The sequence below is a fragment of the Silvibacterium dinghuense genome, assembly GCF_004123295.1.
GTDB lineage: Bacteria > Acidobacteriota > Terriglobia > Terriglobales > Acidobacteriaceae > Silvibacterium > Silvibacterium dinghuense.
Window position 1 is genome coordinate 445,819 of sequence record NZ_SDMK01000003.1, and the last position, 25,966, is coordinate 471,784.

Genomic DNA, 25,966 nt, shown 5'->3' on the forward strand with positions numbered 1-25,966 from the left:
AAACAATCACCATTTCAGTGAAAAAATCACATTCATTCCTGGTTATTTCAGGAATCTTTGCTGTGCCATGGATATGCTGGTAGAAAAGGGATACTGCGAAATTGCACGAAAGGATGGGAATAACGAGAGGTGGAAGGTTCGCGCATCGAGGCCATTCTTCAGCTGTTAAAAGAGAACACTACAGCTTCCATCGGTGACATCGCCGAACAGTTCGGCGTTTCGCAGATGACCATCCGGCGCGATCTCCAGAAGCTCGCTGAACAGGGCCAGGTCATCCGCATTCCCGGAGGGGCCCGCATCGAACGATGGCGCGGCATGGAGCGCACCTTCCTCGAGCGGCTCGAGAAGATGTCTCCAGCCAAGCGCAGCATCGGCAAAGCTGCGGCCGCGCTGGTGCAGGATGGCGAATCCGTGGTGCTCGATTCCGGCACCACGACGCTTTATGTCGCACGGGCGCTGCGCGAGCGGAGAAATGTTGTGGTGGTGACGTTCTCGATGGCGGTGCTCGAAGAACTGGCCTCGGCAGAAGAGATTCGTCTCGAGCTTACCGGCGGCGTCTACCGTTCCAGCAGCCATGACCTCATCGGTCACGGCGTGGCAGAAAGCCTGAAGTCGATATACGCCGATCACGTCATCTTTGGAGCTGCCTCCGTATCGTTCTCGCGCGGCGTCATGGTTCATGATCCCGATGCCCAGCGGGAAATGCTTCAGGCGGGCAAGCACAAGATCCTGCTCGTCGACAGCAGCAAGATCGGCAAAGAGGCGACCTATCGCCTCTGCGGTATCGAGGAATGCGACCTCATCATCACCGACGAACTGCTTCCTGAAGCTGATCTCGCCCGCCTCAGCCGGCAGACCAAGGTCCAGATTGCCCGTTGATCGGGCATTCATATTCCTTTGAGGGGCATTCGATAGGCTCGAGCACAGGGTGAAGCGTATACAAGGCTTCGCTCCACGCCAGCCATGACGCGCAGCAGGAACATCGAAAAGAGGTTTTACCAACAGCTTGCCGTCCTACGCGGACAGAATCGACTGTTTGATGGCCAGGAGACGATCTGGATCGCACGCTCACCGGGCCGCCTTGACTTCATGGGCGGCAACGTCGATTACACCGGCGGACTTGTTCTCCAGCTTCCTTTGCGTGAAGGCATACACGCCGCGGCTCAATCTTCTGCAGAGCCGGTCATTCGCATCTTTAATCATGGAGCTGTCCTGCATGGCTGGGCGAGTGAGATTGCATTTCCCATCGCGCAGCTGGGCGATCTGCAAGCTCTCACTGCCGTGTGCTCGGAGGAGCGCGGCACGCGCTGGGGACGCTACGTGCTCGGAGCTTTCCACGCGCTGCATGTGCATCACGGAGCGTTTCAACGGCACGGCGCCCGCCTCTATCTTGATTCCACTCTGCCGGCAAATCGCGGCGTAGGCTCCTCGGCTGCGCTTGAGATCAGCGTGCTCAAAGCAGCTGCGGCTGTGGCCGGCGTCCGCCTAGAAGGCGTGGCGCTGGCGGAAGCCGGTCAATGGGTCGAGAACGTTGTCGCGCAGTCGGCTTGCGGCATCATGGACCAGGCAGCCTGTGTGATCGGCGAGCAGGGATGCCTGCTGCCGCTCCTATGCCAGCCCTGTCAGCCTGAGCCTCCACTTGCCCTCCCAGATGGCGTGCGCATCTGGGGTATCGATTCTCTTGCTTCGCGGTCCACGACCAGCGCGGCCTATGAGTCTGCACGTGCTGCTGCTTTCATGGGCTACCGCATGCTCTGCCAGTGGGAGGGTCTTGCCCTCACGCCAGAACACAACGGCCGCATTCCACGCTGGACAGACCCGCGCTGGAATGGATATCTCTCCAATCTGCGCCCCTCGGAGCTGCGTGCCCGCCATCTGGATCGCCTGCCTGAATCGATGCGCGGCAGCGACTTTCTTCGTCTCTATACCGAACACGTGGACCCCTTCACCTCTGTCGCACCGGACGACTGGTATCCGGTGCGAGCCGCCGTGCTCTATGCCTGCGAAGAGCACCTGAGAATCGAGATCGCTCGCGCTCTTCTACAGGGCATGCATCAGGACATGAGCCTCCATCGGCTCGAATCGCAGCTTCGCATGCTCGGCGAGCTGATGCACCAGTCGCATCATGCCTATGCAGAGTGCGGCCTCGGCGCAACATCCTGCGACATCTTGGTGGAGCTCGCACAGCATCATGGACTTTACGGCGCCAAGATGACCGGCGGCGGTGGCGGTGGCGTTGTTGCACTGCTCGGCACTGCCGGCCAGGAGGATGCCGTACGCGCGGTGGCAGCCGAGTATGCCCAGCACTGCGGTATCGCGCCGCACATCTTTACCGACAGCTCGGACGGAGCAGATCTCTCCGGCGTTACAGTGTGGGAAGCAGAAGCAGCGCTCGGCGCCGGAATGCCCTGATGCGTCCTCTCGGAGACTCTTCAACTCTCTCCTCCGCACAGGCGCAGGCACGGACACGCATTTCCTCCGCGGTGCTGCTGGTCGCTGCCAGTCTTCTGTGGTCCGGCCAGGGAGTCGCAGTGAAGCTGCTCACAGGCCACCTGCAACCGCTGGCCATCGCTCTTCTCCCTTTTTATGCGGTCACCACGGCGGGCTTACTGCTTCTCTCCTTCCGCAAATCGGACGAAAACCGCTGGACCCGCGCATGGCAGCATCGCCACGAGCTTCTGTTCGTCGGCATCGGCGGCCAGCTACTCGCCCAGGTGGGCATGACCCTCGGCGTCAGCGAGTCGCTGGCTTCCGACGGTGCCATCCTCAGCATGCTCATTCCCATTCTCAGCACGGCCTTGGCCACATGGCTGCTGCGCGAGCAGCTCACACGGCTGCGCGTCATCAGTCTGCTAATGGGCTTTGCCGGGGTGCTGCTTCTCTCCGGGAATCTTCCTGCGCACGCGGTCGCGGGCCTCGACCGGAGCCATGCACTCCCGTTGGAAGGCAACCTGATGATCGCCGCCGGCTGCATCGGGTCGGCGTTCTATAACGTCTACTCGAAACGCCTTCTGGCGCAGTTCTCAGAGCTCGAAATCCTCTTTTTCAGCTATCTGGCAACTGCGCTCTGCGGACTGCCGCTGCTCATCCTCTTCGCGCCCCACTGCCTTTCCGACCTCAGCCGTCTTCGCCTGCCTTCCTGGCTCGCCCTCAGCTATCTCGCATTCGGCCTTTACGGCCTGTCCATGGTTCTCTTTTTGCGCGCATTGCGCTGGGTTGACGCGATCCTCGCCTCGGCGTCGCTTTATCTTGTTCCGCTCTTCGGCGTCGCTCTCGGGATCAGCGTTCTCCACGAAAGCCTCAGCCTCCAGACCATGGCAGGATCTGCCGTAATCCTGCTCTCGGCGCTCCTGCTCTTCCGTTACGACGGAACTCTCGCACCATGCCCCAGCGGCAAATAGCTCCTGGCTCTGCAGATCGTTCCGCTTATTCCTGACAGGAGAGGGCGAAATTCACACTCTGTCAGTGAATCATGAACATTTTTAGTGTTACTAATGAACATGCACGGAAGCCTCCCAGAGCCCGATTCCCTGACCTCAGGACGGGCAGACAGGACCTGTACACGAAAGGGGAACGAGTCGATTGCCGGGATCTGACGCATGGCAGGAATGGAGCAGAGGGCCCTATTGCGTCACTACCGCCCTCAACGCGCTCGATCTCGATATCGTGCACGGCTTTCTGAGCACGACGACCTGGGCGGCCGGTCTCTCACGCACGGCACTCATGCGCGCCGTTTCCCATTCCCTTTGCTTCTCTCTCCTTGAAGACCGTGTCCAGATCGGGTTCGCTCGCGTGATTACCGACTATGCGACGTATGCCTATCTCTGCGATGTCTACGTTGCCGAAGCCCACCGCGGACAGGGCCTTGGACGATGGATGATGCTCTGCGTGCTCGACCACAACATACTTCGGCGGCTCAAGCGCATCTCGCTTCTGACTCATGATGCCGAGACTTTCTATCGCGAGCTCGGTTTTGAAGCTGCAAAGCATGGCACTGTCTATCTTGAGCGCCTGCAATCTTCATGGAGCAGGCAGGAGCTTACACACGAGCCCTAAGCTGGTATGCCTCAGCATCCATGGTTTTCTAAGAGCTTCCCATTCAAGACAAAAAGTCTGAAGTCCAGCTTTGCATTGCGAGCACAAATGAGCTTCGAAGCTGCAAGTGGCACTCGTAACCTGAGCTGTTGCTCGGCCAGCAGGCATGATTTTCTCGTGAGAAGAGAAAAACATTTCAGTTAGAGCTTGACGCATCTGCGATATCCCGGGCAGTATGTTTTCCGGAAATGGAATCGTTTCCACGACTGCATCGCCCGTATGGAGCACGGCACACAGGAACTGTCCCGATCGCAGTATGCGGGTGCACGCGTGGAATCGCTTGGAATGTGCAGTCATACTCTCGAAGGAGTCCCCCATGAAGCTCCCAGGCAGACTTTGGCCTTATCTCCAGGCCAGTGCGATCACCCCACTCTCTCTCTTCTTACTTCTACTCATGCTGGCCAACCCCGCGTTGGCACAATGGACAGCTGCGGACGCACAGACCGCTTTCAACGATTACAACAACGCCTTTTACTTCAACCCCAGCGGGGATAACTACGACTACCGCTCCATGCAAGGCTCCACTTCGACCTCGGGATTCTGGGTTGGCGCAGAGGAGATCGAACTGGCAATCGATGCTTACAATCAGAACCCAAGTTCCGCCAATGCCACGATCATCAACCAGCTCTGCAATGGCTTCATCGCGCAGTTCAGCGCAGACTGGTCCGGCGATACCTACGACGATGACCTGATGTGGGCAACCATCGCTTTTACCCGCGCCTATACGGCAACCGGTAACAGCACGTGGCTCACAGACGCAGAAAACAATTTTGCCACGGTCTGGTCACGCGGCTATGACACTACTTATGGCGGCGGTATCTGGTGGAATGTAGCGGCAGCAAATACATCCTCGGGCTATAAAGCCTCAGCCTCAAACTGGACCTTTGTGATCGCCGGAAACCTTCTCTACCAGATCACGAAGAATTCTACTTATCTCGATGAGGCCAATACCGTCTATAGCTGGGCCTACAGCAATCTCTACAACGCGACGACCGGAGAGGTCTATGACGGCGTCGGCAGCGGCGGAGTCAGCACGGGACAATACTCCTATAACTATGGCGTTTCCATCGGCGCCGATTACTTCGAAAACAAGCTGAGCGATGCGAACAACGCAGCAGTCTACCTGATGAATAACCTCTCTTCCGGCACCGTTGGCGGCTATAACATCCTTCCGAACTATGGGCAGGGAGGAACCGACGGTGGTGGCTTCAACGGCATCACACTCCGCTGGATCGGTTACGTGTACAGCCATGGGGGCTTTACCAGCAGCAGCGTCCTTCCCTGGGCACAAACGAATGTTGGCCTGGCCTGGGCGCAGCGAAATTCAGCTGGGCTCTCCTGGAATAACTGGCTGGCAGCAACCGCCGATACCGGCCTCTATAGCTGGGATTGCAGCGATACGGTCGTAGGCATGCTGGATATACCACCCCCCTCCACAGGCTCTGAATTTACGCTGACCGCTGCTTCGTCGGAATTGGATATAGCTGCAGGCAGCAGCGGAACTACAACGGTGAGTATCAGTCCCGCAAACGGCTTTACCGGCGCAGTCTCACTGGCAGCAACGGTCGTCGGCTCACCGGCAGGAGTTTCCGCTTCATTAAGTGAGAACTCTGTGACTGGAGCTGGAACCGTAACGCTGACCGCTTCCACTACCAGCACGACAACGGCTGGCACCTACGTAGTTGCGGTCACAGGATCGAGTGGCTCAGTCTCTCAAACCGTGTATGTCCGAATCGGACTTCCATATTTCTCCTTGGCCCTCACTCCCACTGCCCTTTCATTGAACCAGGACTCATCTGTAACCGGAACAGTGACAGTTACACCGCACAATGGATTTCAGGGGACGGTAAGTCTTGCTCGGCCGAGTGGAATCCCTCAGGGACTGCTCTCAGCGATCCAGCCACCGGCGACTCGCAGCACGAGCGCAGTACGCCTGATCGCAACATCCAACACCGCGACCACTGCTGCTGCAAGTCTGCAAATCACAGGGACCTCGGGGACGCTGACGTCAACGACTCCAGCCTTCCCTCTTACAGTCAGCGCCGCACTATGCGCTTGCGGCACAGGCGTACAGGTGGATCTCAGCCAGGCATATAATGCGACCGGACTCTATCCCAGTGGAAGTGTTTACTCCACCTCGGCAGGGATTGACGGTGTCGGCTACTCCTACGCCTCCGATCAGCTAGGAAAAGCTCGTGTGCTCGATGGAACTCTTTTCAACTTCGGTCCCGCGCAGGCTCCGGATGTTGTCTATGGGGCCGGACAGACGATACCGCTCCCTTCGGGACAGTACACCGCATTGCAATTGCTCGCGACTGGGGTCAATGGGGATCAGGCAGCACAGACAATCATTGTCACCTATACCGACGGCTCGACTGCGAAATTTACGCAGGGCTTCAGCGATTGGTATACCTCGTCGAATAATGCGAGCGAGGCTGTAGCTGTCACCATGCCTTACCGCAACTATGGAGATGGCTCGGAGAATACAGCACCGATCAAGCTCTATAACTACACATTTCCGCTGAACCTGGAAAAACAGGTGGCAAGCATCACCCTGCCGACCAACCGCAGCCTTGTCATTCTGGCTGCGACGCTTACACGCCAATCCTTTGGAGATGCTGTAAACCTCGCCTCTCAATACAACGTGGCCGGTATCTATACAGACGGCTCGACCTTCTCATCGACCGGCGGTCTCGACGGCGGAGGAACGGCATACTCGGCCAATCTGCTCGGCAATGATGCCGGAGCATCGAGCCTTATCGTGCATGGCGTGCTTTATGATCTCGGCGCACCGAACCTTACGAATGCCGTCTTTGGCTCGGGACAGACGATTACGCTTCCGAACGGTCATTACACGACGCTCGAAGTACTCGGGACAGGCGTAGAGGGAGCGCAGACAGGACAGACTGTAACGATCACTTACAGCGATGGAACGACTCAACACTTCAGCCAGAGCTTCAGTGATTGGCACACACCGGCAGGCTATCCGCGCGAATATATCGCGCAGAGCATGTCCTACCGCGATCTGGCCAATGGATCAACAGGGACCGCGCTCTTCGATCTCTACCACTATGCATTCTCGCTCGACAGCCGGAAAGAGATAAAGAGCATCACGCTGCCATCGAATCGCGATGTCCTTGTTCTCGGCATGACGCTGACGCGCGAAACCGAAGGCATGCAACAGCAGGAATGCCCCGTCCAATAGATGAGGCGCTTCCACACAAATACCGTTCACAGAATGGCAGCAGCCGGAGTTAATTGCGACTCCGACTGCTGCTGATTCTGGAATGCAGAGATTGATCTGCCTGGTAAAAATAATGCTCCGCGCGAGAAGAAAATAACACCACTGCATTTCACGGCGCTGACGGCATGAGCGACTAAAGCATGTTTGACTATGGCATGAAACAGCTATCATGATTCCATGCGGTTGGCTCCTGCGATTCTCCTGCTCATACTTTCTTGCTGCGCTGCTCTGGCACAGTCCACACCTGTGACTCCGGCAATAATTTCCTCCGCATGCGATGCATGGATCGGCGAGTTTTCGCTCACTCCACAGAATGTTGCTGACTTTCGCATTCAGAAGCAGGAAGAGCAATACGTTCTCCAGGCAAGAAAAGATGGAACATGGCAAACGTTCGACACCGTCAAGGCTGATCCAAGTGCCGTTACAGCAGGAGTCGACGGTAAGCCGACGACAGACGCCTGTGTGCTCAAGGGCAAAGGCGGCAGGCTGATACGCGTTCCAGCAGGAACTATCTATGAAGGCAAGAAGGCAGAGACAGGCTTTCTTGAGGCCAGCGATGATAACAATAAGCCAGCCTTATTCGATGTCTATCCTCTGCATGTACCGGCTGCATGCGATCGATGGCTAGGCGAGTTTGGAACCAAAGCGCATCGCCCGTCTGCCATGCGCTTTGAAAAACTCGATGGTGATTACGTCGTACGAGCAAAAGATAATAGCGGGAAATGGGCCGCGGAGACCGAACCTGCCTCCTACTTTCCGAGTAACCCTGATATTGGGAACGGAGATAAGCCTATCCAGTCAGCCTGCACGCTCATGGTGGACGGAGGACTTTTCCTCATGATGCCTGCGGGAACGTCTTATCAGGCAACCTCCCGGTTCGGCTCAAACTGGGGCGAATACACGGCACAAACCGGCTTCCTTTTTATGACGATAGAAGGGTTTCAGGTCGATGGGCATGACCTCTACCCGATATCTGCCGAAGATGAGGCGCCGAAAGCACCGATTGCTCCCCCTGCAATCAGGATGGGGCTATGGGAAGTAACAGGTACATCTACCCTGACCGAAATGGATAAGTCCAGCAAGCCTGACCAAAAATCCTTTGATCGCCGCCGTTGCATTACTCCGCAAACCTGGAGGCCAATCGAAACAAGTGACAAATGTGATCTTGATCGGGAACAGCTCGAAAACAATCTCTACAGCGCGGATATTTCATGCACGGAGCCAGATGAAGCGACTCACGTCGAGTTGAAATTCGATTCCGCGGAAACGGCTCATTTCACAATGACAATCAACCTTCTCAATGATGGCAAACCATATACCACCGAGAGGATGAGTGGAAGCGAGAAATTTATTGGAGAGAACTGCGAAGCGGTGAAACCGCCGGCCACGCAAAACCAGTAAGCTCGCGCTAGAAATGCGTTGCTCAGCTTCACTTATGCCATTTTCTGAGAATCGCGGTTAAATATAGATCGTGCTCTGTCTGCTACTAGCGATGATTTCGTCGGTGCATTTAACAAGCTCTGGGGGCAGCGCGCATTCTCCTTCTGCGAGCGTACATCGGCTTGAATCAGCTTCTTTCTCACTCAAAAGCAGACTAATTCCAGCTAGAACACATCCTCTTTCCGCTTCCCTATTACAGACGCAAAAAAGCCCTTCTTCGATAAGTGGGCGCATATTGCAAGAACAACTTCACGCCGCCAAGGCTTCCGGTGTATTGCTCGATTGGAATACGGGAAAAGTGTTAGCAGTAGAAGGACGACCACACGCCTCAACACCTGGATCTGCAATCAAACCCTTCCTGCTCACCTATGCTTTAAAACATGGCATCGTCGATGCAAACACGCGAGTGTACTGCCGCCGCACACTTCATGTCGCTGGCCGATCCCTCCCCTGTTCTCATCCCAACGACCAGCCTCTGCTGGACGCCGAGGACGCGCTTGCGGCTTCATGCAACACATGGTTTGCCTCGCTGGCACAGCGCATGACAGCACAAGATCTGCAAGCTGCATTGCAGCAAACCGGCTTGCCATATTCCACGACGCATTTTGATGAGCCAGATGACCGCATCCTTACCGTGCTTGGACTGGAAAATGTCTCGACCACTCCGATACAGATGGCCATTGCCTATCGCGCGTTGTTTCTACATGAGGCACATACAAGCGTAGTGTGGAATGGCTTACGCGATTCTGTTGCGTACGGCATGGCAAATCATGCGCGCATCAAAGGAGCAGGGGTGCTCGGAAAAACAGGCACGGCCAGCAACCCTGGAGAATGGTGGACTCATGGCTGGTTTGCTGGCGGAATACCGAATCGATTTGTACTGGTGATTTATGTACCACGCGGCGACGGCGGCATTGCCGCAACTCTGGCCAGTCATGTATTCCAGCACCTTCTACCTGAGGATGCTCCATGAGGTGGCTTGCTGGCCTCATGCTATGCTCTGCACTCTCTTGTCTGGCGCAGCAAGATGGCGGCGGACGAGATATAAGTGTCGCATTGTTTTCTACGCTGCCTCCGCGGAGCATCACTGTCGCCGCATCCGGTCCGCAAGCCTGGTGGGCGTTGTGCGCCACTTGCCGACATCAATCCTTTACGACTCCGCTGCACATACCGGCCGTGCATGAAGTCTTCGCAGGCGGTCCACTCACGGTTCGCGATGAAGAGCACGCACAAGTTCGTACTGCAGACGGCAGATGGCACCTGCGGTCTGAAAGCCAGGGCAATATCGATGTCGTTCTTACTTTGCCGAGTGAGCGGTATGTAGCAGCCGTTCTCATGGGTGAAACACCATCAGGCGAGCCTCAAGAATCTCTCCGCGCTATGGCAATCGTAGCAAGAACAATTGCCATGCGAGCAGTTCCCGCGAGAAGCACTTCCAGTCAACTGCCAAGCGATATCTGCGACAGCACGGCCTGCCAGGATATGCGGCTAGGACCTGTATCCAGTGCAGTCCGCGAAGCCGTTCGTAGCACCGCAGGCAAAACACTGTGGTGGGGCTCGCAACGCGCGCAGGTATTTTTCAGCGGAAGCTGCGGAGGTACAACCGAGAGCGCCGGAGCCATGTGGCCGGAGCTCGCCCATGTTCCCTATCTTCGCTCCATCCAGGATCCGTACTGCGTGCGCAAAGATCGAGCAAGCTGGCATGCAGAGATACCACTTGCCGAAATCCAGCAGATCGCAATGCGCGAAGGCTGGCACATACCGTCGCATATCGCTTCTGCACAGGTCATAGACCGAACCTCTTCCTTGCGCTCACGAACCATCGCGTTCACCGATGACAGCGGAAAGCAATCCCTTGTCTCAGCACCTGCACTGCGCCTCGCCGTGGGACGCTCCCTGGGATGGAACCTGATACGAAGCGATGCCTACGATCTCCGGGTTCGCAACGGCATACTGGTCTTAGATGGACATGGCCACGGCCACGGCGTTGGCCTTTGTCAGCAGGGCGCAACGGAGATGGCACGCATGGGTAGGTCCTACCGCGAGATTCTTGCGTTCTACTTTCCTGGCACAAAGGTGCGCGTCACAAGCACAGATGAAGGATGGAAACAGGGCTCGCAGGAAGATGTCCGCTTCGCGAGCACAATCGCACTCAAGCCACCGTTGATCGAAAGCGCAGTAAGCGCCTGGAAGATAGCGAAAAGCAGTTTCCCACCACGGGAGCAAGTTATACCTGAAGTCATCTTCGCGCCCAGCACAGAACTCTTTCGACAGATGACCTTGCAGCCAGGATGGCAATTGGCGAGCACAGCCGGAGCGACGATTACGTTACAGCCTTTATCTGTGTTTGCGGCAAATAGCGCATCGCTAGCAACAACTCTGCAGCATGAAATGCTGCATGTTGCCGTAGAGATGAGCACAAATGAGAAAACTCCGCTATGGCTGCGCGAAGGAATGGTGGAAGTGCTTGCAGGCGATGCACCTCGCACCCCTCCTTCACTTTCCGTAGCGGATACCGAGCGGCTACTGCAGAATGCCAACAGCAGGCATGAGAGCGAGGCCGCACACCGGGCGGCGGCGGCACGCACACGACAACTCCTGGAGCACTATGGAATGTCTACAGTGCGTGGCTGGATCATCGGCGGCTCATCTGTTCCTACAGATTGAACCCCCAGCGCTACATGCGCCATAACCTGCAATAGCCAGGCAATCGCCGCTGCATTCAATACCACCACGGTCAGTACGCGAAACACGAGGCTGAATGCTTCTACTGCAAGGCCATGCCCCGGAGTCCATGAGAGCAATATGCCTGTAATCACTACGCCGATGATCGCAAGCAGTAACAGTGCCATCCAAAACCTGCCCGCGAGAAGAATCGCTCGAAAGCTGCGCATCGGTGCATTACATGCAATCCACGCAAAGGCTCCCGCCGCCAGCAGACCTGCCACAATCCACTGAAGTGCGCTTAAGATCCAGGACAACCAGAGGTAGAAATGCTCATAGGAAAAGAAATTTCGCAGTGAAGCCGGAAAACGCGAGTTCAGATAACCGGCCCACAAACCTTCCTTCGCACTTAGCTGTTCCAGACCCAGCGAGATCGCATACCAAAGCAGCATAGCGATAAGCACAATCCCCAACCCCAGCAACAAGCGACGCGCAGAGATCACCTTACGCATCAGGCGAAGGGCAATTACGCTCTCCCCTATGCCCACAACACCAGCAATCAGCATCCCGAGGACAATGCTGATCAATATCTCAAAGGCATTGGCATCCGGAATATGCAGCCAGGCTGCAAGCAGGAGCGCGAGCAACGCGACGAGCACAATCTGCTGCAATGCTAATGCCGCTGTGCTGCGGAAAAATGGCCGCGATCCGCTCATTGCGCGCCTCCCGGAGCAGGAACATTCAGGTGACGCGCATCACTGGAAGCCTGCACTCCTGTTTGATACATAGGCTCCACGTGCGATGGACTGATGTTGAAGCTGCCTGGGTTCACAATGCGAATCAGATAGAAGATTTCCTGCCGTCCATCAAAGTCGCTGGCGAAAAACGCAGCGTGATCGTCGTGAAATTCTCGTCGCGTAAACCAGTCATACCATCCGCCCGGACGGCTTTCGACGGGATAACTGCCTTCGTTTGTGATGAACTCCGCGCCTGCGGGAATCGGGTCTTCCAGCAGCAGATAACGCATGGGCGAGCCGTTGATCGCCTCATGTACGGCGAGCACATCGCCGACCTGCGCATCGCCAGCAAGCGGAATAAGGCTGTACATCACTTTGCCGTCCTTCTGCGTCGGTTGCAATTTGTAATAGTCGCGTGTCAGGTTCAGTGACAGCATCCCTGCCTGATAATCCTTCTTTTCTGTAGAGAAGTATCGACCGCGCACGGACCAGTACACACGGCCAGAACCACTATTCCGCACAATCTGGATATTGTTCCCATCTGGCACGAGTTGCGCGCCTCCGACATCGAGCTTCAGGCTCGCGCCATGCAACGCATCATCCATCGTGAAGGCATGCTGCCCTACAGATTTCCCATTCACCAGAACATCCACGGTAAAGTTTGCATCCAGCTCATGCGACGCAGCCAGGTAATCGATCAGTCCGAAGAGCACCATCGCGGTCTGCTCCGTGGAATCCCACCATCCGCCATTGTTGCGCTCCAGCATAAGCCACTGCGCCGCTGCGGGTAGCAGCGCGTCATTCGGATTGATCCGTGCCAGGAGACGCACGGCATAAGCAGTGGCCTCTGCGTCATTCTCATATTCGGCATCCAGGAGCGGCACATACGATCCGGCCCAGGAGACGAGATCGCCCTTGCGCACTGCTTTGCTCCGCAGCACGTCTGCCACGTCTCCGGCACGGGTGTCATTCACTTGCAGCATGGCCAGACCGGTCATCGCAAGCGCCTCCGGCTGCAGATCTTTGCGACGCTCCCATTGAGCATTGAGTGCATCCTTCAGGTTCTTCTCGCCAGCATTGGCAAGCGCGTATACGACAGCCGCACGCAACTCCGGGCGCATCCTGGGATGCTGCTTCAGAGCATCGCGAAGATAATTCATGCCGTTCTCCAGCATTTGCTTTTGCTGGGGCGTAAACGGCACAAATTGCTCTCCCTGACCGAGCCCGCCTACGACATAGGCAGTCATGTAGACACGGCTGTCGTCCTCCTTCCACCAGCCCCAACCGCCATCATCGTGCTGATAATCCTGCAGCCGATCAAGCCCTGCCACCATCTTCGCGCGCAAATCTGCTTCATCGATCGGTGTTCCCGGCTTAAGCTTCCGCAGGGTTTCAGAAACGATCACATTCGGCAGGAAGCTGGACATAGTCTGCTCCGTGCAACCGTACGGATAACTGGTGAGGTAATCGAGCGCGGTGAAGAGCGAGCCAGCAATCGATGGACTTATTTCGATATGCAGAGAGTGCGCATCGACATCCGTTCCCGCGGGAAAATGCACGGTTGCATTCGCCTGTGATGAAGACTGTGCAATGACCCCGCTGGCCGCGATCGTCTTGGCAACGCCCGCAGGCTCTACGGGGAAGCTGATTTCCAACGCATCCGATTCAACATCGGTAATCGCGGCCCCCACCAACGTTGCCGTGCCGACCTGCGATGCACGCAGACGCCACATCACTGTCGCTTCTCCTTTACTAGGAACGCTCACGCTCGCATCCGGCGCATGCACCACGTCCAGACCGCTGACGTGCAACGACACCTTTGCCATCTTTGCAGTGTCGAGGTAGTTATGCACGATGACAGGGAGCGTAATCTCGTCCCCTTTGAGCATGAAGCGCGGCGTTCCCATGCGCACCAGCACATCTTTTCTCACCAGCACTTTGCTCGAGGCCGATCCTGCCTTTGAGTCATTCGTAATGGCATGAACGGTTGTACGCCACGTGGTGAGGGCATCCGGGAAGGTCAGCGTCACGCGGGCATGACCGCTGCTATCTGTATGCACATCAGGCGACCAGTAGGCCGTATCCGGAAATGCCTTACGCACTTTAGGAGCGGCCTCATTACCCGGTTTCACCTGTGCCAGCTGCGGATGATAACGGCGATTACGTTCTGCCAGTAGAGGTGACTTTTCGCCAGCTTCTCCGCTGAAATAATAGTCCAGCGAAGTCTCCACCTCCGCACTGCTATAGCGCTGCGGATACAGGCTCTTGATCATATCGCCGCTCGTATCCGGGTAAAGCGAATAGATGGCTTCATCCACCACGCCGAAACTTACATCGGCGCTGACCGGCTTCCCCGTGGAGTCCATCGTGGACACATCGTATGTCGCACTCTGCTGCGGCTGAAAGATCTCCTTTGTCGGCGTGACCTCAACCTGCAATTTCTGCTGCGCAGGCGGCACCTGGATACGTTTCGTTGCCTGGTAGAGAGTATTGTTCTTCAGGAAGAGTGTAGAGATCGTAATATTCGGCTGCGCATCCGCCGTGATGGGCAGATCGAACGACACCGTTCTCCCGTCCGTATGCAGAACGTCTCGCTTCAGCAGCGATGCGCCTTCTGTAATCACAAGTGCGTGGAAACCCTCCACCTCGGACACGATGCTGATATGCGCTATATCTCCCGGCGCGTACGATTTTTTATCCGTAATAATCTGCGCCGTATCATCGCTGCTGTCCCACGACTGCTCTCCGGCCCCCAAGATGTACAGGAAGCTCGTATCTACAGGATCGGGCGTACCACTCTGCACAGAGCTCGCTGTAGCCACCACCTCTCCAGCACTGGATTGCGGTGCGCCCACTGCAATTTCACCCATAGCATGACCGGAAGCGTCCGTGGTCACATCGCTCGAAGCACCATCCACCGTACTGGTGTGACCGTCCTCCCAGCGGCGGAAGCGCAATTGCAGATGAACGTGCGTGCTCACCGGCTTATCGTCATAATCCACGGCAGTAACACGCACCTTGGCCATATCGTTGGGCCTAACAGCATAACTGACAGGCTCCACCTTAACCCGGAAGGTGCTATAGGTAGCGAGGAAGCGTCCACGACCAGTGATCTCACGGTTCGCTGCATCGGTCACACCAGCCTCGACGGTATAGTCCAAGTCGCTATGGTTTTTATCCTCGACCTGAGTAGGCACCTGCACCGTCAGAAGGCCATTGGCATCCAGAACACCGGTCTTTTCAGCCTCTTCATCACCGTTATCATCGCTATCGTCGCTGCTATCGGTATCCGCAGGAGAATCGTCGTCCTCAGGCTCTCCCCACCAATCATGCCGCTCGTGATAGATACGGTACTTCACCTTGCCACCCGCAACCGGCTCACCGAAAAAATAGCGCGCGTCAATCGTGACTGGCACGGTTGTACCTTCCAGCACGCGCTTCTGCTGCGCCGTCACCTGGACGCGGTATTCCGGCTTGCGGTACTCCTCTACATGGAAGCTGGCAGTTGCAAATGCATCATCGCCGCTGCCCACGCGAAGCGTGTAATAACCCAGCGAAGCGTCCTTCGGCAGATCGTAATCGCCAGAGATATTGCCGTTTGTAACAGGCATATCTTTCTCAAAGACGGTCTGGTCAGCGCCATCCAAAATGCTGACGTGTACCTTAGCTTCGCTCGGCATCGCAAGCGAGTTCCCACTCTTCTCTCGAAGGATCGCCTTCCAATGCACCGTATGGGTGGGGCGATATACGGGCCGCTCAGTGAACGCATAACCCACCATGTTATGGCTCGTCCCATCACTCAGCATCCAGCCGCCCGGCGTAGAGACTGCAACTTCGCGATCCTTTGCGGAGATGACCCAGAGCTCATCGTCCACGCCCTTTTTTCCTTGTACCGGAAGATCGGCGACGCCGTTCGCGTCTGTGATTGCAGAGGCAAAACGCTTCGGTCCGTATCCTGCATCCACCTTTGCGCCAGCAATAGGCACTCCTGTCGCACGATCTACGACATACGCCGTGATTTCAGTCGAACCTGTGCGCGTAATCAGCGCCATGTTCGTTACCATCAGCAGCGTATAGGCCTTGTAGCGCCCGTCCGTGGCCTCCAGAAGATATAAACCGGCATCGAGTTTTGGAACCGGTAACTCGTTCGTATCTGAGATATAAGTAGACGGCACCTGTTCACGCCATCGCGCCACGAGTTGGGAGGAGTTCAACACCGGAATCTGTGCGAATTCCGCCTCAGAGACGATACGGCTCTTCCGGCTCAGCTTGGTCTGCTGCCGGCGAAGCTGCCGGCGCGCATCGTGTGAGAACTGGTGCCGAAAGAAAGCGCGGACGCGGCTCCACAAATCGGACTTCCAATCATGAAAACGTTCCAGCCAGGTCTTCTCATCCACCTGCTCCGGCCCGAGCAGGCTGCCTTCCGGACCGAAGGAATGCAGTTCGCGAAGATTTTCAACAAACTTCGCCGGATCATGCACACGATAGACACGGAACTCCAGCGCATCCACATTATGCGTGTAGAGATGGATGGTCGGTTTTTCACCTTCCGCGAAGGTCTTACTCGTGCTTAGGTTGAACGATACGGCATCGTCCTGGGCATGGCACCAGGAAGCAGCGAATGTCAGGAAGGCAAGCAGCAGGAGCGCGCGCCATCTCATCGAGGATCCTCTTGAAGAATATTCCAGCGATATACGCCAAGGAAGTTACTGTTCTCTGGATTGGGCCGCCATCTGGGATCGGGATGCTGCAAGAGATCCTGCAGAAGCACACGGCGCACCTCACCCGGTCCACGCCCGATCGGCCCCGTGTGATAAATCACCCATTTCTGCCCTTCTCCCGTGACAATCATCGAATGATAAGGAGAGTTCTGCTCCAGCTGACGAAAAAACAGCAGATCACCTGAACGCGCATTCCGCACATCCCGGCTAAGGAAGAAGGTATTCAGCCGCCATAGCGTCCTCGCATCTGCAAACTGCGCAAATGCGCCATTGCTTTCGTCACCTGGCGCAAAGGAGCCATCCCGCACACGGAACAAGCCGGCCCCCAGAGGCGTGAGCGGATATGCGTACTGCCTCACGGAAGGCCGTGCCAGATCAACGCCGTCCGGAGCCTCGCCGAGCCATGCCTCATCGTGTGCATGCAGCGCGTTGCGATAACACCAGCGCAACAGCGCGGCACAATCATCGATTTCTGCCGGAAGCTTTTCCCGTGGCAGATCTGCAGCGGCTTCTGCCATCGCTGTAAACCATCCGCGAAATGCATTACGATCTTCAGCCGTATGCAAGCGAAGAAAGTCGGGAGTGCCATCACCGATGATGTCATCCTCGCTAGGAACAAAATGAACCCGCAATGCTACAGTGGCTTTTCCATAAGAGATTCGGACCGTATCCTTGCCTGGAAGAACAGGCGATTGAACCACCAGATCTACCTTTGACTTCCCTGCCTCTGAAGCCCGTGCGAGCAAGCCGGTGACAGAAACTCTTGAGACATTCATTGGGCCACCGTCAGCAAAGGAGATCAGACCGAGATGATGAAAGCGGCCGTCGGCCGGCATCTCGAGCTTCTGATCCAGGATGCGCAAATGTACAGGCCTCAGAGTCCATAAGGAAAATAAAATCCCTGCGACGCAGAGCAGTGCGGCTAATACGCTAACAGTGTTTCGGGAGCTCAAGCAATTTCATAGTAATGCGACTTTATTGCAATGAGAAGAGTGAGTCCGGACATTCCATTAGGGCTGGCACAAATCAGTATCCACTCCATGTTCCACCGCATGCATCCAAAAGCAAAAGGCAAGACGCTATTCAGCCGTGAAGAGACCGGCCTCTGCTGACCCGAACCACAAAGGCCCATTTGTCCTTGATGACGTCTCCCCGATCTTCGATAACGGGCACCATAGCACCGTTGGGAATCACAATGCACCCGCACAACTCTGCTCATCTAGCGAAGCCCCGCCGGCACCGCTCAAAACAGCTCGCTGAATGCGCTATTTTATTCACTCACTCCGCCATCAAAGGGACAGCTCACCGGAGAAGAGGGCAAGAGAGTTGCCAGATTTACAAGAAACCGATGGAAAATCAACAGGCGAAGTAAGCGCAAAGGACTCTTGCCGCATCTAAACGCTTTTTACTTCTCTTCTCATGCAGGAGACTACAGACGATCATGCAAGCCCGACATGCGCTAAACATTGCAGGCGCAGCCGTTCTGCTGTTTGGCGTATCGAGCATATTCAATGGCTGTAAGTCCAAGCCCACGGTACAGCAAGCAGTGAAGACTGTACTGTCGAGCGAAGACCAGAATGCGATGGACAAAGAACAACCAATCATCGAGTGCATCAATCAGACATTTGCGCACTTTGAAGAAATGACCCCCGTCTACTTTCAGGACATGGATCAACTGAAGCAGAGCAAAACAAAGGATGTCGCATTCTTCTCTTTCAAGATCCGGCCATTTGAAGTCTCGCATCAGTTTGAAGATAGCTGTATCGATGGATTGAACAAGTCCGCATCCATGCTGCCGGCAATCCCTCAAGTAGACGCCACCGCACAAGATACCGCGAACACACTCAAGCAGCTGCAAGCACCAGGGGATGCGCTTGAGGATTACATAAGGCAAAAGGGTTGGCTTGCGGATAACTTCACAAAAGGCAAGGAACTGGATGCGACACTCAGCCCGCTGCTAAAACGGCTCTGGAATGACATGCAGACGCTTGAAAACGCCGTCCACGATCAGCAAACCGTACTGCGAAAGCATGAACTGGATGCCATAGAAAAAGAGGAAGGGCGCAACCTGCATTGGCACACCATGAACAGCATGCTTGCAGCGCGCTCACTGAATGACTCGGTCGTAACACTTACAAAGGCTGAAAAGCTGGACGCACAAACCATGGCTGCGGCCTCGAAGCCCTTGCAGGATGCACTGGATGCCGCACGCACTTATCTCGCAACTCATCCCGACGAAGGCAAGCCAGACCAGCGAAACATGGACCCGGTATGGACGACCATCAGTAGTGATCTGGATCGAGAGTTAGGCGCGGCACGCGATGCGCAGACAGCGTTGCCTGCCAACGGCCCGCTTACAGACGTCGACAAGAAAAAAGCCAGGTATCCACTTCAAATGGTCATGTATTACTACAACCAGGCTGTAAAGAGCTTCAACGATGCAGCATCCATGGGAGTCAGCAGGTAAATCACCTCAGAGCGATCGCCAAACACACCAAATGCCGCGCAAAACAAAGTTCGCGCGGCATTGCATGTATTACAAGAATTATTCGATGAAGCCGGCTATCCCTGAACTGTTTTTGCGTCTGTGCTCGCATTGGCCTTGATTGCTCCGCAGGTGCGGCAGAAGCGGGAAAATGCTGTCTGCCGAGTATCACACTGAGGGCAATGGATATAGACCAGCAGGCCGCAATGCATGCAATAGTTGCTCTTTGTGTCGGCAACATCAAAGGGACGCTCACACCCAGGGCACACGCCCTTTACCAGGCGCAGCTGAGCTGTATCGTAGCCCAGATCTTTGCGACGCTCTTCTTCTGGAAGCTGCTCCGCCAGCTTCTGCTGTTCGAGATAACGACGCAACGCGCGAATGGCGTAGCTACCGCATAGCACAGTCACAACAATGCCTACAATGTAGCGGACATACCCTCCATAGCTGGGAAGATAGGGCACGAGCTCCACAAAGAAGGTAAAGAGAGCAAAGAAGATGAAGCCCCAGACAAACGGCCACTGTGAGCTCTTCCGTGCTTTAAGGAAGAGAAACCATGCGACCAGCAGAAGCGGCAAGGTGAAGGCAAGGCGCATAAGAAAGACATGCAACGCCACCCGGTGCATTTCCTTGTCATAGAGGACTTGCGCATCTGCCTGAGCCTGATCAATGACTGCCTGGTGCTCCTGTTGCGGCTTTAGCAGGCTTTCTCTCTGCTTCTGGATGTGATCAACATCCTCCTGAAGCTTCTGCTCGTTCGCCTTTAGATCATCAAGCTGCCGAGTTCTCTTAATGACCTCCGCGTCCTGATTCGATTGCCCAGTGGCCTGGCGGGTCGCAATCCAATTCTGAAATGTGTCATGGGCATCGCTAGACTCCTGCTGTGCATGCTCATATTTCGCGGTCGCCTGGTCGAGAAGTTTCTGATTGTCGTCCAGTGCAGCTTGATCCTTAGCAAGCAGTTGCTGCACCGTAGCCACCTTAGACTGGTCGACATAAGAGTCGACACTGCGCGGAGGCACTACACTTGGAAGATCACTTACAACAAGTCGGCCAAGACCTACCAGGAATCCGCCGAAGAGCACAGCAATAAGCCAAAGCCCGCGCTGAAACCACTTCTCAGAAAGTCGCAATTTACTCATTCATTCTCCTTAGGCCATAGATCCATGTCATATTTCATTGTGGCCATGCAACATGAAAATCGACAAGGTGCACCGGGACTGCTGGAGAATATTTTTCACAGGTAGATCGTAGCGAGACCATCACCTATTTCAGAGCGGCGTAGACAAAACTCGAGACAAGTAAAACTGCAAAATAGCGCTATGGCAGGTGCGTATGGCGACGACGCACGAGATAGAGCAGAATACCGCCCATAGCCCATATAGTGCCGACTGAGAGCGCAAGTCGGCCAAGATTGCCCCAGAGAAAGCAACAGGTAGCAAGGCCTCCTAACGCAAAGAGGATGCTAGGCCATTCGCGGCGTGCATCGCTACGAATGGCACGTACTGCGGCAGCAAGGTTAACTCCCATAAAAGCGAGCAGCGCGCCGTAGTTGAGCAGCTCAGTGCCCAGCTCATAGCTGAAGCTGAGCGCGCCGATGAGTGCAATGGATCCGAGTAGAAGCACATTGTTGCGCGGCACACGCGCACCGCTGGAGACTTGAGCGAAGAAGCGGCGAGGCAGCGCACCATCCTGCCCCATGGCATAGAGCAGGCGTGCAGCACCGAGCTGCGAGGCGAGGCCAGAGCCCATGTTAGCGAGAAGCAGCGTGCCATTGACAATGAGGAAGAGGATCGGTCCGCCCAGGCGTTGCGCAACATGGACATACGCTGTGTCGACATCCGGGAAACTCGCACCGCGCGGCCAGATAAGCTGCGCTAGATAGACTTCGAGGCTCGACAGAATGCCGGTGACCAGGCATGTAAGCACGATAGCACGCGGAATATCTCGCTGCGGGCGCACAGCCTCATCGCTCAGCGTAGAGATGCCGTCAAAGCCAATATAGGTGAGCACTGCGATGGAGGTGCCACGCAATAGGCCGCTGGTGTTCCAGGTTTGTGGATCGTAGAAGGGATGCGTAAAGAAGCCGGGCTCTGGATGGTTAAGTTGAAGGAGCCAGTGGATGGCTTCGGCGATGATCAATAGGATTACCAATCCTAGAGCAATCGCCATGCCACGATTGATACGCGCAGAGGTTTCCACACCACGGCAGTTGAGCGCGGTGAAGAGCACAGCAAAGAACGTGGCCATGAGTGGGTAGGGCACGTGAGGTAAGAAGTTTATCGCCGCCCGCGCGCACCAGATAGTGCAAATGAGCGGGTTAAGGACGTAGTCAAGGATAAGGCACCATCCGGTCACATAACCGAGACCCGTGTGGAGCTCTTTACTGACATAGAGAAAAGCCGAGCCCCCTTGTGGATAGGCCTGCGCCATGCGCCCGTAACTAAAGCTGGTAAAGAGCATGGCTACCATGGCGAGCAAGATAGCGGTAACGACGTGGCCGTGCGCAGTAGTGTAGATGACACCGAAAGGCGGCATGGGCGCAGTGGGTTGCACCAGAATGATGCCATAGAGGATGAGATCCCAGAGCATCAGTCGGCGCTGCAGGCCGTGATTGGTATCTGCCTGTGCCGCGCTGTTAGTCACCATGCGTATCAACCTTGATCGGAGCTACATTCCAGCCGGATATTTCTATAACCGGATGTGCGGTGCTATGTGGTTCCGAAGCTTCAGGTAACTCAGCGATAAGAGTAGTGGATTCCCCGGGTGCAAGCTCGATCCAGTTATCAGACCAGAGAACAGGTGCAACGAGTGCTCCCTCAGGCGTGCGCATATCGGCGTGCACCTGGAAAGCCAGAGCGTTGGAAGGGTTGCTCAAAGTGATCTTGACTGCGTGTGCGCTGGATGCAGTTTCGGCGTGGACTTCGAGTTTTGCTGGCGCAAGATGTGTGAGCGCGCTGAGGTCTTCGTAACGCGAGGCCGGTGTATGCGTGTAATCGGTACGGGTAAAGTCGAAGGTAGTAAGCATGACGGGGACCCAATAGAAATTGCGACTAACTTCTTTGCCTTCTGAGTCGACAAGCGTGAGCGAGACGAAGAGAATACGCTCGGAGCCGGTGTAGAGTGACTCGGGCAGAACAATAAGTTGCTGCACACTATCAGGCGCGAGGCTTACCATGCGATCCGACGCATACACCTGATTCCACTCGAGATTGTGCACGCGGATCGATGCATGCAGCGCGGAGGTGGGCGTGTAAGTACTATTCACTACAACGACGGAACGATCGTCATAGGAGTACTGGATGTGCAGCGGCTCGCAGGCACGCTTAACAGCAAAGTAGCCAGCATCTGCATCGAGATTGTAATCGTATAAGTGCCAAATCATCGAAGGCCACGCATTATTCAGCATCCATTGCACGACACCCGTACTCGAGTACTTATTGCGCGAGTATGCCTCAAACATGGCACGTTCAGAATCGTAGGTCATGGTCTGCGCTATGCGTTCATAGTCCGCAGCACTCGCGGGCTTCTCGTAGATAGCGGTCATTGCTCCATCGAAGACGTTCAAATCTTTGAATTCACCGCCTCCATAGTGAAGGCTCCACTCCGCAGCAGGCGGCCACGCTTCCGGCTCTTTGAGGAAGAGCTTGCGGCTGGCGAGCGATGGGATAGCAGGACCAGGACTGGTTTCGGTATTGAAGCCGTAGGCTCCACCAAACTTCGAATCAACATACCAATAACTAGGCTCGACGTAGTCATACGGACCCGTCATTTTCACACCGCTGGAGCCGGAGTTAACGGTATCTGTGGCAGATGCTGAGGCGATGATGGGCGTGGGCCAGTGTACAGACGCCTCGACATCAAGATAACTGCGCTCGACATCCGCAGGAGGCGCATTGTCACTGCCGTTGAGCCACACGAGCAGGCTTGGATGCTGACGCAGGCGAAGGAGCTGATCACGTAGTGAGGCCGCAGCAATCTTGCGATCTTCGTTGGTCCAGGTCTCCCACTTCTCCCAGTGATCGCAGCAGCACCATCCCAGCATGACGAGAATCCCATGCTGGTCGGTGAGGCGGAAAAAGTCTTCGCTCTCGAGCTTTCCCTCGAGGCGGATGCTGTTAAGGTGCATATCCCCAACCATGCGGATCTGCTCGCGGAGGCGCTGCGGATCATTGCGCAGGAGCATGTCCTGCGACCAGCCTGCGCCGCGGATGAGGATAGGTTTGCCGTTGACACGAAAGAGGCGACTACCGTTCGCAGTGAGCTCGGATGTCACTTCTCGGAGACCAAACTCAGTGGACTGCCCGTCGGTCTTTACGCCGGAGACGGCAACCTCCATCTTAAGCTGCTCGAGGTGCGGATCGCCCATCTGCGCAGGCCACCACGGCTTCGGATGTTCGATGCGCAGCGCGGTATAGTGAGCGGGAGTAAAAATGACGGTCTTATCTTCGTTTGGCTGAAGTGTAACGGCCTGGGTGATGGCCACACCCGCGACGGTTCCGCTCACCGTAGCATCGACGACGTGATCGGCGGCGTTATGCAGTTCAGCATAGACGGTAACTTCTGCGGCTTGCAGCGTTCCATCAGTAAAGTGCGTGGTTGCCATAGGCGAACGCAGCGTGACAGAACCGGTGGAGACGAGATCCACGTCGCCCCAGAGACCCATGTCCTTATCCGGGGGCGCCGGGTTCCAGTCGACCCAATTAATGCCGAGGTCTTTCTCTGTAGGCGCGAAGACCTCGACGGCAACGGTGTTTTCACGACCAGGCTCAAGCGCGGAGGTTACATCGAAATCATACGTACGGTAGGCGCCGGCAATCTGATTCTTGTCTGCGATGTGATGGCCATTCACCCAGAGCTCACCGCGATAGTTGATGCCCCCGAAGTGCAGCCAGGCATGTGCACCCTTGCCAGATGCGGGCGCAGAGAATGTTTTCCGGTACCACCAGCCGCAGCGATAAGGGCTGTCATCGGGCATAGGAAGATTGGCGAAGTTATGACCTACGGGATAGCTCATACCGGGGAGTTTACGGAGGTTGTCGCTAAAGTAGGGGTCAGGGAGAAGCTTCGCCTTCACCTGCGCGGCGACCACAGTCGACGGAATAGAAGTTGCGATCCACGAGGTATCGTCGAAATCGGTTTTCGAAACAGCGGCGCCATCTGCAGTGACAGCGCCGATGCCTGAACATGTAGAGGCCAGCTTCCAGCCGTCATGAAAAACGGTGGTCTCCGCGCTGGCGAGGACAGGCAGCGATAGAAAAGCCATGACGAGAGCGGCGATGGAACGAGCGGACGTCATACTTGGGACTCCCTCTATTTTCTTGAAAGCGTAGGCGGTGCTTATGAATATTCAATCGTTTCAATATTCTGACTCGATTATTTCAACGACTGTCAAGACGTTTGCGGCGCCCTTTTGATGACTCGGATTTGCGGTAGAGCGCAGTGGAGCTGCGGACGATAAGCTGAGGCGCTGCCTTGTGAACGCGAGCACGCTCACGGGCCTGCTGGGGCGCAGCCAGGCGTTCGAGCATGCGCTGTGCTGCGTGTTCGCCCATGGAACGCAATGGCTGACGGATCGTGGTGATGGCAGGCGTAGCCACACGAGCAGGCAACACATCGTCGAAACCTATAACCGAGCAGTCCTGCGGAACGTGGATGCCCATCTCGGCAAGGCCGCGCACAACACCAAGCGCAGTAAGGTCATCGAAGGCGAGAACTGCGGTGAAGGGGCGGCCGGTGTTTACAAGACGCTTGGCAATTTCGCGGCCTCCCTCAAATCCGTGCTCGGCATCACCGAAGGAGGGCAGCTGCTGCACAAGAAGCGGATCGAGCGCAATGCCGCACTCTTCGGATGCTCGTTCGACGCCGAGCCAACGTGGCTTGCTGTCAAACATCTCGTGCGGGCCGGTGATAACAGCGATCCGACGATGACCTAGTCCGGCAAGATGCCGAAGCGCCTGTGCGCCCCCCTCTTCATTGTCGAGCAGGAATGAGCTGACACCGCGAGCGCTGAGGTCACGGCCAATGATGACAATGGGCACCGAATTCTTGCGAACATCTGCAAAGAGATTCGCCTCGTCAAAAACCCAGCTCGCGATAACGATGACACCTTCCACGCGACGCTCAAGCAGCAGCCTGAGATGCTCGTCAAACAGGCGGCGCTCGGTCTGAGCGTCCAGCACCATGGGCAGATACTCCGAGCTTTGCAGTGCGGAGTGAATGCCGCGCACGATGGGCACGCAATAAGGATCTGACAGGTCGAAGGCAAGTACGCCGATAGTGCGCGAGCTGCGCTTACGGAGAGAACGGGCAAAGGCATCAGGATGGTAGCCGAGATGCGCCGCCGTAGCGCGGATATGCTCGCGCGTGGTGGCAGCGACATGGCGCGAGAGTGGCGCCTCACTGAGCACGATGGAGACGGTGGAGACGGAAAACCCCGCGGCGTGTGCGACATCGCTGAGGGTGACATGTCCGGACTTGCGCTTGGCCATCACAATACCTTTGCCGGGCTCCGGCCGGCGACGGGTGAGTTCCTGAGGAATACCACACCAGATGCGGGATGGAGCGGGAAAATATTTCT

The 25,966-nt window shown here is 56.0% G+C and carries 16 protein-coding genes; 9 read left to right on the plus strand and 7 right to left on the minus strand.

Annotated features, from left to right (window positions below):
- Positions 1-129 precede the first annotated feature (129 nt).
- The 8 genes from ESZ00_RS15840 to ESZ00_RS15875 all read left to right on the plus strand — a co-directional run bounded on the left by ESZ00_RS15840 (position 130) and on the right by ESZ00_RS15875 (position 11,446).
- Positions 130-879 carry a DeoR/GlpR family DNA-binding transcription regulator gene (locus tag ESZ00_RS15840; protein WP_129209273.1) on the plus strand — a complete coding sequence of 250 codons (750 nt, stop codon included), beginning with the start codon at positions 130-132 and terminating at the stop codon, positions 877-879.
- 84 nt (positions 880-963) lie between these two features.
- A complete protein-coding gene (locus ESZ00_RS15845; protein ID WP_129209274.1) occupies positions 964-2,412 on the plus strand; it encodes a GHMP family kinase ATP-binding protein in 1,449 nt (482 codons plus the stop codon).
- Positions 2,412-3,401 (plus strand): DMT family transporter, encoded by a 990-nt coding sequence (locus ESZ00_RS15850; protein WP_129209275.1) that lies wholly within the window; start codon positions 2,412-2,414, stop codon positions 3,399-3,401. The genes ESZ00_RS15845 and ESZ00_RS15850 overlap by 1 nt, the downstream gene beginning before the upstream one ends.
- A gap of 181 nt (positions 3,402-3,582) precedes the next feature.
- Entirely contained in the window at positions 3,583-4,056 is a 474-nt protein-coding gene (locus ESZ00_RS15855; protein WP_129209276.1) for a GNAT family N-acetyltransferase, read from the plus strand.
- 355 nt (positions 4,057-4,411) lie between these two features.
- Positions 4,412-7,300, plus strand: coding sequence for a glycoside hydrolase family 76 protein (locus tag ESZ00_RS15860; RefSeq protein WP_164981549.1), 2,889 nt, complete (start codon positions 4,412-4,414; stop codon positions 7,298-7,300).
- A gap of 216 nt (positions 7,301-7,516) precedes the next feature.
- The gene (locus ESZ00_RS15865) at positions 7,517-8,740 is read left to right on the plus strand and encodes a DUF3617 domain-containing protein (protein ID WP_129209278.1); all 1,224 of its coding nucleotides are present in this window, start codon (positions 7,517-7,519) and stop codon (positions 8,738-8,740) included.
- Positions 8,741-9,014: 274 nt separating this feature from the next.
- Positions 9,015-9,752 carry a penicillin-binding transpeptidase domain-containing protein gene (locus ESZ00_RS15870; RefSeq protein WP_164981550.1) on the plus strand — a complete coding sequence of 246 codons (738 nt, stop codon included), beginning with the start codon at positions 9,015-9,017 and terminating at the stop codon, positions 9,750-9,752.
- Positions 9,753-9,769: 17 nt separating this feature from the next.
- On the plus strand, positions 9,770-11,446 hold the full coding sequence (locus ESZ00_RS15875; RefSeq protein WP_268235311.1) for a SpoIID/LytB domain-containing protein: 1,677 nt from the start codon (positions 9,770-9,772) through the stop codon (positions 11,444-11,446).
- On the opposite strand, the gene ESZ00_RS15880 is transcribed toward ESZ00_RS15875, so the two are convergent.
- From ESZ00_RS15880 to ESZ00_RS15890, 3 genes are read right to left on the minus strand one after another with little or no spacing between them, the layout of a single operon-like run.
- A complete protein-coding gene (locus ESZ00_RS15880) occupies positions 11,386-12,159 on the minus strand; it encodes a hypothetical protein (RefSeq protein ID WP_129209281.1) in 774 nt (257 codons plus the stop codon). The genes ESZ00_RS15875 and ESZ00_RS15880 overlap by 61 nt on opposite strands.
- The gene (locus ESZ00_RS15885; RefSeq protein ID WP_129209282.1) at positions 12,156-16,841 is read right to left on the minus strand and encodes an alpha-2-macroglobulin family protein; all 4,686 of its coding nucleotides are present in this window, start codon (positions 16,839-16,841) and stop codon (positions 12,156-12,158) included. The genes ESZ00_RS15880 and ESZ00_RS15885 overlap by 4 nt, the downstream gene beginning before the upstream one ends.
- Positions 16,838-17,764: a DUF1175 family protein gene (locus ESZ00_RS15890; RefSeq protein WP_129209283.1), complete on the minus strand. Its 927-nt coding sequence runs from the start codon at positions 17,762-17,764 to the stop codon at positions 16,838-16,840. The genes ESZ00_RS15885 and ESZ00_RS15890 overlap by 4 nt, the downstream gene beginning before the upstream one ends.
- A gap of 578 nt (positions 17,765-18,342) precedes the next feature.
- Between ESZ00_RS15890 and ESZ00_RS15895 the strand changes: the two genes are divergently transcribed.
- Positions 18,343-19,368: a DUF3829 domain-containing protein gene (locus tag ESZ00_RS15895; RefSeq protein ID WP_129209284.1), complete on the plus strand. Its 1,026-nt coding sequence runs from the start codon at positions 18,343-18,345 to the stop codon at positions 19,366-19,368.
- Between the two features lie 95 nt (positions 19,369-19,463).
- On the opposite strand, the gene ESZ00_RS15900 is transcribed toward ESZ00_RS15895, so the two are convergent.
- From ESZ00_RS15900 to ESZ00_RS15915, 4 genes are all read right to left on the minus strand, one after another.
- Positions 19,464-20,528 (minus strand): serine endopeptidase, encoded by a 1,065-nt coding sequence (locus tag ESZ00_RS15900; protein WP_129209285.1) that lies wholly within the window; start codon positions 20,526-20,528, stop codon positions 19,464-19,466.
- Positions 20,529-20,706: 178 nt separating this feature from the next.
- Complete coding sequence (locus ESZ00_RS15905) at positions 20,707-22,035, minus strand: APC family permease (RefSeq protein ID WP_129209286.1); 1,329 nt, start codon at positions 22,033-22,035, stop codon at positions 20,707-20,709.
- Complete coding sequence (locus ESZ00_RS15910) at positions 22,025-24,685, minus strand: glycoside hydrolase family 2 protein (RefSeq protein WP_129209287.1); 2,661 nt, start codon at positions 24,683-24,685, stop codon at positions 22,025-22,027. Before ESZ00_RS15910 ends, ESZ00_RS15905 begins: the two co-directional genes overlap by 11 nt.
- Before the next feature lie 82 nt (positions 24,686-24,767).
- Positions 24,768-25,877: a LacI family DNA-binding transcriptional regulator gene (locus ESZ00_RS15915; RefSeq protein ID WP_129209288.1), complete on the minus strand. Its 1,110-nt coding sequence runs from the start codon at positions 25,875-25,877 to the stop codon at positions 24,768-24,770.
- Positions 25,878-25,966: the final 89 nt, after the last annotated feature.

Bases quoted from the DNA above. Each gene is read 5' to 3' on its own strand.
- ESZ00_RS15845 (WP_129209274.1), top strand. From the start codon at position 964: ATGACGCGCAGCAGGAACATCGAAAAGAGGTTTTACCAACAGCTTGCC.
- ESZ00_RS15850 (WP_129209275.1), top strand. From the start codon at position 2,412: ATGCGTCCTCTCGGAGACTCTTCAACTCTCTCCTCCGCACAGGCGCAG.
- ESZ00_RS15860 (WP_164981549.1), top strand. From the start codon at position 4,412: ATGAAGCTCCCAGGCAGACTTTGGCCTTATCTCCAGGCCAGTGCGATC.
- ESZ00_RS15865 (WP_129209278.1), top strand. From the start codon at position 7,517: ATGCGGTTGGCTCCTGCGATTCTCCTGCTCATACTTTCTTGCTGCGCT.
- ESZ00_RS15875 (WP_268235311.1), top strand. From the start codon at position 9,770: ATGCTATGCTCTGCACTCTCTTGTCTGGCGCAGCAAGATGGCGGCGGA.
- ESZ00_RS15880 (WP_129209281.1), bottom strand. From the start codon at position 12,159: ATGAGCGGATCGCGGCCATTTTTCCGCAGCACAGCGGCATTAGCATTG.
- ESZ00_RS15885 (WP_129209282.1), bottom strand. From the start codon at position 16,841: ATGAGATGGCGCGCGCTCCTGCTGCTTGCCTTCCTGACATTCGCTGCT.
- ESZ00_RS15895 (WP_129209284.1), top strand. From the start codon at position 18,343: ATGCAAGCCCGACATGCGCTAAACATTGCAGGCGCAGCCGTTCTGCTG.
- ESZ00_RS15900 (WP_129209285.1), bottom strand. From the start codon at position 20,528: ATGAGTAAATTGCGACTTTCTGAGAAGTGGTTTCAGCGCGGGCTTTGG.
- ESZ00_RS15905 (WP_129209286.1), bottom strand. From the start codon at position 22,035: ATGGTGACTAACAGCGCGGCACAGGCAGATACCAATCACGGCCTGCAG.
- ESZ00_RS15910 (WP_129209287.1), bottom strand. From the start codon at position 24,685: ATGACGTCCGCTCGTTCCATCGCCGCTCTCGTCATGGCTTTTCTATCG.
- ESZ00_RS15915 (WP_129209288.1), bottom strand. From the start codon at position 25,877: ATGGCCAAGCGCAAGTCCGGACATGTCACCCTCAGCGATGTCGCACAC.